Annotated in this window: 10 protein-coding genes and 2 pseudogenes; 2 read left to right on the top strand and 10 right to left on the bottom strand. The window is 71.6% G+C overall.

Annotation, left to right across the window (positions count from 1 at the left end; translation table 11 throughout):
• Positions 1 to 41 precede the first annotated feature (41 nt).
• From mltG to I53_RS21835, 5 genes and pseudogenes are all read right to left on the bottom strand, one after another.
• Complete coding sequence (mltG, locus tag I53_RS21855; protein ID WP_043354625.1) at positions 42 to 1,457, bottom strand: endolytic transglycosylase MltG; 1,416 nt, start codon at positions 1,455 to 1,457, stop codon at positions 42 to 44.
• Between the two features lie 175 nt (positions 1,458 to 1,632).
• Complete coding sequence (mutM, locus tag I53_RS21850) at positions 1,633 to 2,523, bottom strand: bifunctional DNA-formamidopyrimidine glycosylase/DNA-(apurinic or apyrimidinic site) lyase (RefSeq protein WP_043354623.1); 891 nt, start codon at positions 2,521 to 2,523, stop codon at positions 1,633 to 1,635.
• Between the two features lie 162 nt (positions 2,524 to 2,685).
• Positions 2,686 to 3,321 carry a Smr/MutS family protein gene (locus I53_RS21845; RefSeq protein ID WP_043354621.1) on the bottom strand — a complete coding sequence of 212 codons (636 nt, stop codon included), beginning with the start codon at positions 3,319 to 3,321 and terminating at the stop codon, positions 2,686 to 2,688.
• Positions 3,318 to 4,515, bottom strand: a pseudogene (locus I53_RS21840) (murein transglycosylase A). The gene I53_RS21845 and the pseudogene I53_RS21840 overlap by 4 nt, the downstream one beginning before the upstream one ends.
• Positions 4,516 to 4,547: 32 nt before the next feature.
• Positions 4,548 to 5,261, bottom strand: coding sequence for a Tim44/TimA family putative adaptor protein (locus I53_RS21835; protein WP_043354619.1), 714 nt, complete (start codon positions 5,259 to 5,261; stop codon positions 4,548 to 4,550).
• 349 nt (positions 5,262 to 5,610) lie between these two features.
• Here I53_RS21835 and secB point away from each other — a divergent pair, with 349 nt between their 5' ends.
• Positions 5,611 to 6,111: a protein-export chaperone SecB gene (secB, locus tag I53_RS21830; protein WP_012320646.1), complete on the top strand. Its 501-nt coding sequence runs from the start codon at positions 5,611 to 5,613 to the stop codon at positions 6,109 to 6,111.
• A gap of 406 nt (positions 6,112 to 6,517) precedes the next feature.
• The gene (locus I53_RS21825) at positions 6,518 to 7,750 is read left to right on the top strand and encodes an MFS transporter (protein WP_043354617.1); all 1,233 of its coding nucleotides are present in this window, start codon (positions 6,518 to 6,520) and stop codon (positions 7,748 to 7,750) included.
• Positions 7,751 to 7,956: 206 nt separating this feature from the next.
• Here I53_RS21825 and I53_RS21820 read toward each other — a convergent pair whose 3' ends face one another.
• From I53_RS21820 to I53_RS21800, 5 genes and pseudogenes are all read right to left on the bottom strand, one after another.
• Positions 7,957 to 8,832, bottom strand: a complete 876-nt coding sequence (locus tag I53_RS21820; RefSeq protein ID WP_012320644.1) for an RNA polymerase factor sigma-32 — start codon at positions 8,830 to 8,832, stop codon at positions 7,957 to 7,959.
• Positions 8,833 to 9,151: 319 nt separating this feature from the next.
• The gene (locus I53_RS21815) at positions 9,152 to 9,757 is read right to left on the bottom strand and encodes a CarD family transcriptional regulator (RefSeq protein ID WP_043354614.1); all 606 of its coding nucleotides are present in this window, start codon (positions 9,755 to 9,757) and stop codon (positions 9,152 to 9,154) included.
• A 506-nt stretch (positions 9,758 to 10,263) separates the two neighbouring features.
• Positions 10,264 to 10,602: a ferredoxin FdxA gene (gene fdxA / locus I53_RS21810; RefSeq protein ID WP_043354612.1), complete on the bottom strand. Its 339-nt coding sequence runs from the start codon at positions 10,600 to 10,602 to the stop codon at positions 10,264 to 10,266.
• A gap of 219 nt (positions 10,603 to 10,821) precedes the next feature.
• Positions 10,822 to 11,115, bottom strand: coding sequence for an RNA-binding S4 domain-containing protein (locus tag I53_RS21805; protein ID WP_043354610.1), 294 nt, complete (start codon positions 11,113 to 11,115; stop codon positions 10,822 to 10,824).
• A gap of 12 nt (positions 11,116 to 11,127) precedes the next feature.
• Positions 11,128 to 14,477 (bottom strand): annotated as a pseudogene (locus I53_RS21800) (helicase-related protein).
• Positions 14,478 to 14,874: the final 397 nt, after the last annotated feature.

Genomic DNA, 14,874 nt, shown 5'->3' with positions numbered 1-14,874 from the left:
CGTCCGACGACGCGTCGCAGCAATCCGGCCGGAGCTGGTCCCTAGCGCCGGCCCCGGGGCGCCGGGGCCGGTTCGCTCAGGGCCGGCACCGTCTTGGGCGAGCCCAGGTCGTAGCTGCGGTTCTTCAGGGGATCGAGGCGCGTGCCCTCGGAGGCGTCGAAGGCCCGCGAACCCGGCGTGCCCGTATCCGCGGCGAAGGCCGCGTTGGTGTTGATCCCGTTGGCCGCAGGCGCACCGCCCGGCGCGTAGGCCGAGGCGCGGCCCGGCGTCGCCGGGTCCGGACCCGGCTCGACCTTGTCGACGGCGTCCGGCGGCGCCTGCCGGCTCTTCTCCACCGCCCGCCAGCGGGCGACGTTGCGCTGATGCGCCTCGAGGGAGTCGGCGAAGGCGTGGCCGCCGGTGCCGTCCGCCACGAAGTAGAGGTCCTTCGTCCGGGAGGGGTTGGCCACCGCCTCCAGGGCGGCCCGGCCGGGATTGGCGATCGGCCCCGGCGGCAGGCCCTCGATGACGTAGGTGTTGTAGGGCGTCGGCCGGTCGATCTCCGACCGGAGGATGCCGCGCCCGAGGGTGCCGCGGCCCCCCACGAGGCCGTAGACGATCGTCGGGTCGGATTGCAGCTTCATCCGCTTGTTCAGGCGGTTGATGAAGACGCCGGCCACCCGGGGCCGCTCGTCGGCACGGCCGGTCTCCTTCTCCACGATGGAGGCGAGGGTGACCATCTCGGCCGGGGTCCGCACCGGCACGTCGGCGCTGCGCCGCAGCCAGATCTGGTTCAGAACCTCGCGCTGCTTGGCCTTCATCAGGTTGACGATCTGCTGGCGGGTGGCCCCGCGCTCGAACTTGTAGGTGTCGGGCAGGAGCGAACCTTCCGGGGGGATCTCGTTGATCTCGCCGGTGAGCACGTCGTTGTCGTTGAGGCGGCTGACGATCTGCTCGGAGGTCAGGCCCTCCGGGAAGGTGATGGCGTGCTGGACCTGCCGGCCGGTGGCGATGGTGTCGAGGGCGTCGGAGATGCTCGCATGCGCCTTGAACACGTATTCCCCGGCCCGGAGCGCCGGCCGGCCGCCGAAGCGGGCGGCGAACTCGAACAGGCCGGTATGGTCGATCACGCCCTCGCGCTTCAGGGTCTCGGCGATCTCCGCCGTTCCGCTGTGGGTCGGGATCACAACAACCTTGTCGGCCGCGAGCGGCCCCGGCTCGCGCACCTGCCGCTGGAACAGCGTGATCCCGATCATCGCCGCGATGGCGATGACGACCGCGAAGGTCAGGGCTCCGCTGATGAGGCCCACGAGGCCGCTCCGCTCGCGTTGGGGCTTCTCCGGGGGCGGGGGCGCGACCGTCGGCTTGATCGCCTCGCCGGGGGAGCGCGGCGAGAGCCGCTGCGGCAGGGCGGGCTCGCCCGTCGGATCCTGCGCGGTGGTTTCGGGCGCGGGCGTCTTTGAGCGGCGGAAGAACATCGGGATCCTGTCTGGGCCCGCGCGACCCGTCACGCGTTGCGGGCCGGGATCGGCTGCCCGCAACCGGGTGCGCACGTCGAGGCGCTAGACCCTAGCCGGGTTTGTGGCGAAATTGCCGTTTCGCGGCGCAGTGACGCACGGTTCGACGCAAGGTTCGACGCAAGGTTCGTTGCGGTCAGTCCGGGGGCTGGCAGGTCGCGCAGAAGAAGGTCGAGCGGTTCGCCTGGACGATGCGGGTGATGGAACCGCCGCATCCCGGCCGGCTGCAGGACAATCCAACCCGGTCGTAAACCCGGAAGGCGTGCTGGAACGCCCCCGCGCTGCCATCCGTGTGGGCGTAGTCGCGCAGGGTCGAGCCGCCGGCCTCCACGGCCTCCTGCAGGACCTTCACGATCGCCTTGGCGAGGGCGTTGGCCTTGGGCGTCGGGCGCCCGTCGGGCCGGACGAGGCTCCCGGCCGGGGCCTCGGGGTGCAGGCGCGCCCGGTGCAGCGCCTCGCACACGTAGATGTTGCCGAGGCCCGCGATCAGGCGCTGGTCGAGCAGGGCGGCCTTCAGCGGCGCGATCTTGTGGCGGAAGAGCTGCGCGATCACCGCCCCCGTCAGACCGTCGAGGGGCTCGATGCCCATCCTGGCGAAGTGGCGGCAGCCGGCGAGATCCGCGCTCGGAACCAGATCCATGAAGCCGAACCGGCGGGCGTCGTTGTAGGTCACCGTGGCGCCGGTGCTCATCGCCATGACCACATGGTCGTGCTTCGGCGTGCCCTGGGCCCCTTCGAGGTAGAAATCCCCCGGCGACAGGTTGCTGCCGTCCGGCAGTGCCACGTCGAACCGGCCACTCATGCCGAGATGCATGACCAGGGTCTCGCCCGAGTCGAGCGCGGCGGTGAGGTATTTCGCCCGGCGCGCGAGGTCCGTGACGGTCCGCCCTTCCAGCCGGGCGGCGAAGCGATCCGGGAAGGGGAAGCGCAGGTTGGCCCGGCGCAGGGTGACACGGCTGAAGCGGGCTCCGACCAGGGCGGGCGCCAGGCCCCGCCGCACCGTCTCGACTTCGGGAAGCTCCGGCATCTCTCTCGCGACTTTGCGTGCGTGGCGCCTCATGCGCCGGCTCCGGATATCGGCGGGATCGGTCCGGGCCGCAACCGCGCGGCTCCGGCGCGGTTTGCCGCGCAGGCTGCGGACACCGGTGAACAGGCCGCTGCGCGCCGTGCGGCGCCGGGTTCCGGACCCCTATCGGCGCCGCAGACGGACGTAGAGCGCGCCGCCGCCGCCATGGTGGCGGGCGGCCTCCTCGAAGCCGAGGACGATGCCGCGCAGTTCCGGCCCCCGCAGCCAGTGCGGCACGCTGCGGCGGAGCACCCCGCGCTCGGCGAAGGCCTCCGCGTAATCCGGTCCGCCCTTGCCGGTCACGACCAGCACGTAGGAATGCCCGGCGGCCCGCGCCCGGAGCAGGAAGCCCGTCAGCGCGGCATGGGCCTCCGTCTGCACCATCCCGTGCAGGTCGATCCGCGCCTCGATCGCCAGTCGCCCGCGGCGCAGGCCGACCTTGGCGGTCCGCTCCAGGCTGGTGCTCGGGCTGTGGCGCTGCGGCGGCGGCTGATACGGCGCGGCGGTTGCCGGACGCGGCGGCTCCGGTGCCGGTTTCGGCGGATGCTTCGCCCGCGGCCTCTTGGCGGTTGGCGGCGCGCTGGGCTTCAGGATCGGGGCCGACAGGGGCGGCATGGCGGCGGTCGGGGGCGCCGGCGGTCGGGGAAGTTCGGGGGTCGGGGACGCGCGGCCCGGCAACGGCGTCACCAGCTTGGCGATCGCGTCCCAGAGGCGGGCCTCGCCCGCGGTCAGGCGGCGCCCGCGGCGCGGGGGCCTCACGGCGCGGCTCCGGGCGCAGCGGCGCGGCGCGGCAGCAGGACCACGAATCCGATGGCGTCGCGGAGGTTTCCGGCGACCACGCCGGCCGCAGGACCGGTGCCGACGAAGAGGTCGCCGCGGGCAGGGCCGACGATCGCCGATCCGGTATCGGCGGCGATGACGAGGCGCCCGGGCGCGTCCGGGGCTCCGTCCTGCGCCGCGCCGGGCAGCGGCCCTGCGAGCCAGAACGGCAGGCCGTACCGCCAGAGGGTCGAATCGACCGCCAGGCTGCGGCCCGGGCTGAGCGGCGCGTTCGCGGCGCCGGGCGGCCCGAGGGCCGGATCCGCGACCGGGGCGAGGCGGAAAAAGATGTAGGAGGCGTTGGTGCGGATCAGGCGCTTGGCGATCTCGGGATGCGCGCGCAGCCAGCCGGTCCAGCGGGCGAGCGTCAGGCCCTCGAGCGGCAGATGCCCCTCCTGGACGATCAGCTTGGCCACCGCCGTATAGGGGCGCCCGTTGCGGCCGTCGTACAGCACCCGCACCGCGCGACCGTCCGGGTAGCCGGACGCGCCCGGAGCCCTGGACCTGCAGGACCAGCAGATCGACCGCGTTGCGCAGCCACAGGATCGGCTTCGCATGCGCCCCAAGGGCTCCTTCTTCGATGGCGGCGCGGTCGGGATAGGGGGCAAATCCGTCCGCGGTGGCCCGCGCGGCGCGCAGGGTCGGATCGAGCCCCGGACGGGTTTCGCCGGGGGCGAGGAAGATCAGGTCGTCGGGACGGGCGAGCACCGGCGTCGGAAAATCCGGCCCGGGCGCGAGGGAGCCCGTGAGCTCCGGCTCGAAATAGCCGGTCAGGAAGCCGGGCCGATCCGCGCCGGGCCGATCGATGCGGAAGGCGTCGAACCGCTCGCGGAAGAACGCGGCGGCGTCCGGCACGGGGCCGGCCGCGGCCGTGCAGGCCTCGGCGAGGGCGGCCGGATCGCCCGCGACGCCGTCCGGCTGGGTCTGGGCGGGCGCCGGTGCCGCGCAGACCCGCCGGAAGGCGTCGAGCGCCGCCTCCGCCTGCGCACCGGGAAAGCCCGGCAGGTCCGCCGGGGCGACGGGGCGCAGGACCGCACCGCCGACCGCCGTCGGCGCGGCGGACACGGATGGACTCAGCAGGAACGCGAGGAGGGCGGCCGGGACTGCTCCGGACCGGGCATGGTGAATCGGCACGGCAAGATCGTCACGGCACGCCTGTCACGGGCTCAGGCGCCGGCCTCGGTGGCCACGAGCTGCCAGTTCGGGTCCCGCGAGCCGAGGGTGCGGGAGAAGGTCCAGACATCCGGAACCTCGACCACCGTCTCGGCACTGCCGTCCACCACCTTGCCGTCCGCGTTGCGGGTGGCGGTGATGAGGTTCGACAGGAAACGCACGGTGACGTGAGCCACCCGGTTGCGCACCTCGACGGCCACGATCTCGGCCTTGTCGATGGAGACGAAGGTAGTCTCCAGGGTCTGCCGGTTGCGCTCCCGCTCGGCGATCGCACGTTCGAAGGCCTCGCCGACCTCCTTGGACAGCAGGCCGCGCAGGGTCTTCCGATCGCCCTTGGCGAAGGCGATCATGATGGCTTCGTAGGCGGATTTCGCGCCCTCGACGAAGGCGCGCGGGTCGAACCCGGGCTCCGCCTGGACGCAGGCCTCGAGGCCGCGGGCGACCTCGGATCCCGGCTCGGCGATCCCCCGCCAGTCCCGCGGCGCGGCGGCGGTCGGCGGCGCGGCCTGCACCCGGTCGGCACCCGGCAGCCGGACGACGTTGTCGCCGTCGGAACGCGCCTGCGGTTCGGTGCGGCTGCGGTCGACCGGCTTGAACGGCGAGCGTTCGGCGCCTGTCTTCTGACCGAGCACGGAGCGCAGACGCCAGATCACGAAGACGGCCAGCGCCAGGAAGATGATCGTCGTTACGTCGAAACTGTCCTGCATCACCGATCCGATGGTGGCCGCGGCGAGACCCTGTGCCCCTTGCTCAGGTCATGCCCGGTGCGGCGCCGGCTAAGCGCGCATAGGTATGGCCGACTCATATCCGACCAACGCGCCGGGAGCGAGCCGGTTGTATCGTCGGGGTCAACTGGTCCCGCACGCAATCGCGATATGGGTTGCCGGTGCCGCCGGCGCCAGCGCCCCGTCACCTCGCCTGTCACTTCGCTTGTCCAGGCCCGGCGCGCGTGTTAGCGGCCCTGCCGTTTGGGTAGTTCCGCGGCGTGATCCAGCGGCTCCCGCCGCGACAACAACCCGCGCCGGCCCCGCCGGTCGATCGAGAAGGATGATCCGCATGGCCGATTCCCCGGCAGCGAACGGCAACGGCGGCGGCATGCCGCAGGGCGATGTGCCGACCATCAATGCCCTGGCGCAGTACACGAAGGATCTCTCCTTCGAGAATCCGAACGCCCCGCGCTCCCTTCAGCCCAAGGAGGGCCAGGGGCCGCAGATCAACATCCAGGTGAACGTCAACGCGCAGCAGCTCTCCGAGACCGATTTCGAGGTCGAGCTGAAGCTCGAGGGCGACGCCAAGATCCAGAACGAAGTGCTGTTCGCCTTCGAGGTGACCTATGCCGGCGTGTTCCGGCTGCTCAACATCCCGGCCGACCAGATCCATCCGGCGGTGATGATCGAGTGCCCGCGCCTGCTCTTCCCCTTCGCCCGCCAGATCGTGGCCGAGGCGGTGCGCAACGGCGGCTTCCCGCCCCTGTACATCGACCCGATCGATTTCGTCGGCCTTTACCGGCAGAAGGTGATGGAGCAGCAGGGCGCCCAGGGCCCGCTCGCCTCCTGAGGTGACGACCGGCGGCCGCGCGGCGGCCGCCGGGACCCCGAGAGGCCGCCGCCCGCGCGCACAGGGCGTCCGCTCAGGAGCGCGGCGCTCAGTGCGACGAAGCTGCCCGGCAGGTCTGGCAGCCCGAACCGGCCGCCGACCTTCCAGGCGCCTTCGGGTGCCGTGCTCGGCGCCAGGGCTGCCACCGCGAGCCTGCCCATCGCCGCCGCCGACGAGGGCCCCGGTCCCGGTCAGGGCGGCCGCGGCGCGGACCGTGCAGGGTTTCGCCCGCTCTCTCGCCGAAGACGCCGCACGTCGCCCCGCATGAGGGTGTCGCCGCCCTGCTCCGCGACGGAGGCTGCGTTCCGGGCTTGACCGTTCCGGGGTCCCCGTTCACGTCCGGGGCCCGAAACGGCTCCAGGATCGCATGGCCCCCACCACAAACCTCGCCTTGATCAACCTGTTCATCGGGGACATCCAGGGCGGCCTCGGCCCCTTTCTGGGAACCTGGCTGGCGGAATCCGCCTCGTGGAGTCCCGCCCGGGTCGGCTTCGTCGTCACGCTGGTGGGGTTCGGCACGCTGTTCCTGAGCGGCCCGTTCGGTGCCCTGGTGGATCGGTTCCCCCGGCCACGCCTGCTGATCGCCCTGGCCTGCGGGGCGATCCTCGCGGGCACGCTGCTGCTCCTCCCGGCGCGCAGCTTTCCGGCGGTCCTGTGCGCGCAGCTGCTCGCCGCGGCCGGCGGCACCCTGCTGTTGCCGGCGGTCGCGTCGCTGACCCTGGGCATCGTCGGGAAGGACCGCTTCCCCGCCCAGCAGGGCCGCAACCAGGCCTTCAACCACATCGGCATCCTGGTCGCGGCGGGGGGCATCAGCCTCGGCACCGGCTATTTCGGGCCTGCGATCGCCTTCTGGGTCCTCGGCGGCATGGCTGTGGCGGCGATCGGCGCCACGCTGACGACGCCCGCCGGCGCCTGGAACCGGCGCCGCGCCGTCGGTTGGAAGGAGGACGACGCGGACGAACCCGAGCGCAGCGGCCTGCGTCAGGTTCTCGGCAACCGCCGTCTGCTGGTGCTGACCGTGGCGCTGACCCTGTTCAACCTGGGGAACGGCGGCATGCTCTCGCTGCTCGGGCAGAAGCTCGTGGCGACCGCGGCCGACGCCACCACGTGGACGGCGCGCTACGTCATGGTGGCGCAACTCGTCATGGTGCCCGTGGCTCTGTTTGCCGGTTCGCTGGCCGACAGGCGCGGACGCCGTCAATTGCTGATGGTGGCCTTCGCCGTGCTGCCGGTGCGCGCGCTCATGTCCGGATTGATCGACGATCCGGTGTGGCTGATCGCCGCCGAGGTGCTGGACGGCGTGGCCTCCGGCATCGTCGGGGTGGCGGTGCCCGTGGTGGTGGCGGACCTGACCTGGGGATCGGGCCGGACCCAGACGGCGCTCGGCAGCGTCAACGCGGTGCAGGGCGTGGGCGGCGCGCTCTCGAGTTGGTACGGCGGCCTGTCATACGGGCTGTTCGGCTGGACCGGTGCCTTCCTGGCCCTCGGCGTGCCGGCGCTCGTCGCCCTGGCGCTCGTGATCTGGCTCGACGCCACCCCTGAGGCCGGCCGCCGCCGGCGCCGGCGGGAGCGGCGCAGCCCCGTCGTTCAGGAGGCGTAACGGGCGCGCGGCGGTATCCCGCTCGCGACCACGGCACCGGCCCCCGTCATCGCACGCGCAGGCAAGTATATCCGCAGGCACACCCGCTGCGCCGGAGATGTCGCGCAGCCGGCCCGACAACGGCGGCCCGTCGCATGGGCGACCCTTCTGAAACACGAAAGCCCGGCCGCCGGGCCGGGCTTCGTGACGATGACGCTGCGTGCCGCTCAGCCGATATGCGGGCTGCCCGTGGCGGCGGGAAAGCGGTCGGCGAGCGCACGGCGCAGCTTTTCCAGGGCCCGGTTCTCGATCTGGCGGACCCGCTCCTTGGAGATGCCGAGCCGCTGGCCGAGGGCTTCGAGGGTCGCCTGATCCTCGGCGAGGCGGCGCTCGCGCAGGATGCGCAGCTCACGCTCGGACAGGACGGTCAGAGCCTGCTGCAGCCAGCTGAGGCGGCGCTCGCCGTCGACCGTGGCGCTCACGGTCTCGTCCGGCAGGTCGGCCCCGTCGACCAGGAAATCCATCCGCTCCGAGGACGCGTCGCTGTCCTCGCCCACGGGGGCGTTGAGCGACATGTCGGGGCCGGACAGGCGTGCATCCATCAGGGCGACGTCGTCACGGGATACCCCGATCGCGCTGGCGATGCGGCGATGGATCTCGTCGCCGACATGTTCCTCGGTGGATTGCATCAACCGGGCGCGCAACCGGCGCAGATTGAAGAACAGGGCCTTCTGCGCCGAGGAGGTCCCGCCGCGTACGATCGACCAGTTGCGCAGGATGTAATCCTGGATCGAGGCGCGGATCCACCACGTCGCATAGGTGGAGAAGCGGACGTCCCGCTCCGGCTCGAACCGGGCCGCGGCCTCCATCAGGCCGACATGCCCTTCCTGGACGAGGTCGGCCATGGGCAGGCCGTAGTGACGAAAACGCCCCGCCAGGGCGATGACGAGGCGCATATGGGCCGAGATCAGACGGTGGAGGGCCCGCTCGTCGCGCTCGTCCTTCCATCGGACGGCGAGGCCCCGCTCTTCTTCCCGGGCCAGGAAGGGCGCCTCCATGGCAGTCCGTATGAACTGCCGTCGAATTCCCGCGATCTCAGCCATCCGCCTGCCTCTTGTTGCCGAGTGCTGTTGCGGCGCCGGACCCAAGGGCCCGACGCGCAGGCGCCACCGGGGGGTGACGCCAGGCAACCGACAACGGGAGGCAAAACGGGAAAGTTCCGTCCCGATGCCCCACAATGCGACAACGCAGCGGCCACGAATTCGTGTTCCGTCGGGAAGACATGGGATCCCGCCCCGCGCCGTCCAGCCCAGGCCTTCGCGAACGGTCAGGGCCGTCGGGGGGAGCCGGCCGCGCGGACGCAAGAAAAAACCCGGCCACCAGGGCCGGGTTGAATGTCGTTGTCGCGATGCGATGCTCGCCTCAGGCGGCTTCCTCCTGAAGGTCGTCGCCCTCGCTGTCCCCCTCGGCCTCGGCTTCGGGCTCGGCCTCGTTCTTCGCCCGGCGGGGCGACTTGGCGAGGCTCTGCTCGATCAGCTTCAGCGCCTCGGTCTCGGTGATGCGGTTGACCGAAGAGATCTCGCGCACGATCCGGTCCAGAGCCGCCTCGTACAATTGGCGCTCGGAATAGGATTGCTCGGGCTGGGCCTCGGAGCGGAACAGGTCGCGCACGACCTCGGTGACGGAGAGCAGATCACCCGAGTTGATCTTGGCCTCGTATTCCTGCGCGCGGCGCGACCACATGGTGCGCTTGATCCGGGCACGGCCGGTCAAAAGGTCGAGAGCCTTCTTCACCAGTTCCGGCTCGGCGAGCTTGCGCATGCCGACGCTGTTGGCCTTCGCTGTGGGGACGCGCAGGACCATCTTGTCCTTCTCGAACGAGACCACGAACAGCTCAAGCTTGTAGCCCGCGATTTCCTGCTCCTCGATCGCGGTGATGCGACCGACGCCGTGGGCCGGATACACGACAGCCTCGCCGGTCTTGAAGCCCTGCCGGCCTGTGGTCGTCGTCTTCTTGGCTGTGGTCATGCGAGAAGGGCCTCCACTGGCGCGCAGCGTTCGGCGCCGCGCGAAACCGTGTTCTTCCGGGCGGGACACCCGGTCTGCCTCGCCGCTCCCGAAACCCCCGCGCCCAGCGCGACGATCCCGGTCATTCCCCGGCGCGGCCGTGCAAACACCTGGCGCGTCCGCCGAAGTCTCCTTCGGCGGCCGATCGCGTACTACTCCTAACAACCGAAAATCGAAGGCGTTTCAGCCGGAGGGAGCACGTCAGGCGCAAGCGACGGCAGGCGGATTGTCTACCACAATCCGGCGCGCAGATCAAAGCATCCCTGAAGACGCACGCGCGGACCAAGCGCGGCGTCAAAGAGTTTTACACTGGTGCCATGGGACAGGAATGACCTGGCCGCGTATCTGGGCTTCGTATGACGCAGCCCCGAGGAGGCCTTCAGCGAAGCGGCGGGGCTGAAAAAACTTCCCGCTCACTGGAAAGCCGCGGGCGCATGCGCGTCAGATCCTGTGAATTCGTCCCAAGCTCAGTCGCCAGATCCAGGATTCGGCGAGAAATGCGCCTCCAGCTTTCCGGCCTTTCCATCCCACTCCTTGGCGTCGGCCGGAGCTTCCTTCTTCTGCGTGATGTTCGGCCAGGTTTTGGCGTAGTCGGCGTTCAGCTTCAGCCACGTGTCCAGATTCGACTCCGTGTCGGGCTTGATCGCTTCGGCCGGGCATTCCGGCTCGCACACGCCGCAATCGATGCACTCATCCGGATGAATGACGAGCATGTTCTCGCCTTCATAGAAACAATCCACCGGACAGACCTCGACGCAGTCCGTGTATTTGCACTTGATGCAATTGTCGGTGACGACGTAGGTCATCGGATGTCTTCGTCCTAAAACTCGACTTGGCCCGGGCAGAGCCTGGGGACGGCCTGCGCGCGCCAGCGGGCGCTGCGAGGGGAACGCCGGTGAGGCCCGGCGCGGAGCCGGGCTTCGGAGGCCAACGGCTCTAGACCCTGCCTCCCGGGCTGACAAGCGCGTGTGCGCCGCATGCGGTCCGCGACGGTCCGCTCGCGCGGGGGCTGTGGCACAGCCTCATCACTCGTGCGTCTCGACCGGCGCCCCGCCGCCGGACAGATCGTCGTACAGCAGCCGCGCTTCCGGGGCGGGGCCGCGCCGTACGCCGAGGCCGAGGACCCTTACAGCCAGGGTCGCGTGCGGCGCGGCCACCGTCACCACGTCACCGATGCCGATCGCCCGCGCCGGGTTCTCGGCCCGGCTACCGTTCACCCGGACGAACCCGTCGGAGGCCAGCCGCGCTGCCAGGGACCGGGTCCGCGCGAAGCGCGCGAACCACAGCCATTTGTCGAGGCGCTGCCGGTCCTCCCGCATCCGCGGTGAAGGTCAGCGCTTCCCGCCGTCGCCGGCCTCGAGCTGCGCTTTCAGCGCGGCGAGCTTGGCGAAGGGCGAATCCGGATCGGGCGCCCGCTCGCGCCGGGGCGGCCGCTGGTCAGGCCGCGGGCCGGCATGGCGCTGCTCCGCATTGCGCTGATCGTCGCGGCGTTCCGGCCGACCGCCCTCGAACCGGTCGCGGCGTGGACCGCGATCCCGTCCGGGCCGCGGGCCGCCGTCGCCACCCTCGGCGCGGCGCTGCTCCGGCCGGCCGCCATCCGCGCGTCCCTGGCCTGGGTTCTGGCCCGGCTGGCCCGCATCCCGGCCGCGTCCCGCGCCGCGGGGGCGATTCTGCGGACGCTGGTGCGCCGGGCGCTGATGCCGCTGCAGGCGCCAGACGTCGATCTGCGGAACCTCCGCGGCGGGTTCGCCCTCCGCGGCCGTGCCTTCGGCCGCATCGGCCGCAGCGGGCTCCGCCTCGGCCGTGCCGGGCGCGGCCTCCTCGGTGGCGGAGACCGGCTCGGCGGCCGGCGCAGCCTCCTGGGGAGCCTGGTCCGGTTGCTCCGATCCGGCGCCGGTCGCCTCCGCGTGCGGCGCATCGCCCGCGGGCTCCTCGGCCTGCTCTCCGGCGGTCGCATCGGCTGCGAGGTGCGGCGCCTGATCCTCGGTCGGGGACGCCTCGGCCTCGACGGCCGGGACCTCATCCCCCGGAGAGGCGTGTTCCGCGGCGGTCTCGACGTCCTCCGCGGCCGGAGCCTCGTCGCCGGCCGGCTCCGCGGCATCCGCCTGCGCGGCAATGGCCTCGTCGGAAGACGCCTCGGCCGGGGCGGCCTGTGCGGCCGGCGCCGTGGCCGCGGCGGGGACGAGTGGCACCGTGATGGCGGGGCCCGGACGCGTCTCCACGTTGTAGCCCAGGGACTTCAGGATCGAGGCGAAATCCTCGCCCGAGCAGCCGACCAGGGAGGTCATGCCGACGGTGGCCACGAAGCCGTCGCCGTCGGCCGTTCCGTCCGGCGGGGCGCCCGGGGTGGTGCCGGGGCGATAGGCGATGGCCGGGCGGATCAGGTCGGCGAGCCGCTCCAGGATGTCGACGCGCACCGCACGCTCGCCGCTGACCCGGAAGCCGGCGGCGCGGTACAGCCCCTTGGCGATCTCGCGGTCCACCTTGATCGAGGTGCGGCCGGAGCCGGCCAGATGCGCGATCTCGTCGAGGCCGCGCTGGTCGAGGCCGCCGTTGCGCAGGGCCCAGAGCTGCGCCGCCAGGGTCCGGGGCGCCGGCTTGAGCAGGGCCGGCAGGAAGATGTGGTAGGCGCCGAAGCGGACGCCGTGGCGGCGCAGCGCCCCGCGGCCGTCCTGATCGAGGCTGCGCATCTCGTGCGCCACCTTCGAGCGTTCCAGCACGCCCAGCGCCTCGACGACCTGGTAGCCGATGCCCTTGGCGAGACCCGTGAGGTCCGCCGCGGTCTCGATCTCCATCAGAGGGCCGAGCAGGCGCACGATGTAGGCTTTCAGCCACGCATCCAGGCGGGCCTCCACCTTCTCGCGGTGCGCGCCGGTCAGGTTGTCGTCCGCCAGCAGACGGATCTGCGGGGCGAACAGCTTCTCGCCGGGGGTGAGCTTGGCCACCGGCGCGCCGGTCCACCGGATCGTGCCGTCATGCGAGAGCACGAGGGTCGAATCGGCGGTCGCGGCGAATCGTTCGGCCCGCGCCTCGATCTCGCCCGCGAGCGCCTTCTCGGCGGCGCTCCTCAGGGTCTTGGCCTCGTGCCCCTCGGCGCTGGCATCGGGAACGAACAGGAATCCGTGAAGGTGGCCGACATGCTGACCCTCGACGGTGACGTCACCGTCGGCGGTGATCTGGGCTTCGAGCATCGTGTTCTCTCTCAGGCGCCGCATCAGGACGCTGGTGCGCCGGTCGACGAAGCGGCTCGCGAGGCGTTCGTGCAGGGCGTCGGACAGTCTGTCCTCTACCCGACGTGTCTCGCCCTGCCAATGTTCCGGGTCGCGCAGCCAGTCGGGTCTGTTGGCGACGAAGGTCCAGGTGCGTCCCTGGGCGATCCGACGGGACAGCGTGTCGATGTCGCCGTCGGTCCGATCGATCATGGCCACCTGCTCGGCGAACCACGTGTCGGGGATGCGGCCGGCCATCCCCTTCATGAGGAATCGGTACAGCTGGGCCACCAGATCGGCGTGCACCTGGGGGTGGACCTTGCGGTAGTCCGGCACGCCGCAGACGTCCCAGAGCCGCCTCACCGTGGCGGCGCTGCGCGCCATGTCGCGGATGTCGTCCTCCTTCATGAGGATCTCGAGGGCCTGCTGATCCTCGCCCATGGGAGCGCGGGTCAGCCCCCGATTCGCGCGGGTGCTCGTCGAGGCTCGCCTGCAAGCCCCTCCAGGCTGCCGAAGCGCAGGTCCGGATTGCGCCATTGCAGGATGCGGAGGGGATCGAAGTCGTGGCTCTCGAGCCGCTCCACCAGCTCGGCCTCGAAGGTCGGGCAGCGCCCGGTGGAGCCGAAGGTGCCGTCGGCGAGGTGGCGCCCGGCGCGGCCGGCGATCTGGCCCATCTCGGCGGGGGTGAGCTTGCGGAAGCGGGTGCCGTCGTACTTCCAGTTCGCCGCGAAGGCGACGTGGTCGACGTCGAGGTTGAGGCCCATCCCGACGGCATCGGTGGCGACGAGGTAGTCCACGTCGCCCGCCTGGTACATCTCGACCTGGGCGTTGCGGGTCCGGGGGGAGAGCGCGCCGAGCACCACTGCGGCGCCCCCGCGCTGACGCCGGATCAGCTCGGCAATGGCGTAGACCTCCTCGGCCGAGAACGCGACGATCGCGGTGCGCCGGGGCAGGCGCGACAACCGCTTCTCCCCCGCGAAGGTCAGTTGCGACAGCCGCGGCCGGGTCGTGGTGTGGACGTTGGGGATCAGGTCCTGAACCAAAGGCAGCATGGTCGAGGAGCCGATCAGGAGGGTCTCCTCCCGGCCGCGGACGTAGAGCAGGCGGTCGGTGAAGACGTGGCCGCGGTCCATGTCGGCGGCGAGCTGGATCTCGTCGATGGCCACGAAGGCCACGTCGAGGTCGCGGGGCATCGCCTCGATGGTGCAGATCCAGTAGCGCGGCCGGTCCGGCTTGATCTTCTCCTCGCCGGTGACCAGCGCGACCTTCTCGGGGCCGACCTTGGCGACGACGCGCAGGTAGACCTCCCGGGCGAGAAGCCGCAGGGGCAACCCGATCATCCCGGTCGGGTGCGCGAGCATCCGCTCGATGGCGAGATGCGTCTTGCCGGTGTTGGTCGGCCCGAGGACCGCGGTGACGCCGCGGGCGCGGGCATCGCGGGACAGCGAGCGGCTGGGCGAGGGGCGGAGCAGCGCGTCGATGGTCGGCGGTTCCTTCGAACGGGAAGGCCGTCGCGGCGCCGTCGCGGCGCGGGCGGGGAGGCGGGTTCGACCGGCCGGCCGCGTCTCAGGGACGGTACGTTGCGCATGAAGGCGAACCCTGAATCGATCCGGCGAGCCGGCCGGGCCGATCACGTCGTCGCAATCTTCTCCTGTCCGATCGGGATGCCGCCCAGCACGGCGACAGCGAAGCGGTGACCCCGACAGGCGACCTCGTCGTGTCCGATGGTCGCCCGATCGCGGCCGAGAGGCGGCCGTCAGCGCCCTGATACTCGACCTGCCGCGCAAGGCTCTCGCGCCCGGCACAGCCACGTATTTTTGACGCGCAAAGCCAGGCGGGCCGATTGACGGCCCAATCATAACTCAACAA

Source organism: Methylobacterium sp. B1, assembly GCF_000333255.1.
In the GTDB taxonomy this organism is placed as follows: Bacteria; Pseudomonadota; Alphaproteobacteria; order Rhizobiales; family Beijerinckiaceae; genus Methylobacterium; species Methylobacterium fujisawaense.
Note: the sequence above shows the minus strand (reverse complement) of the source record. Positions and strands in the feature narration are given on the sequence as shown.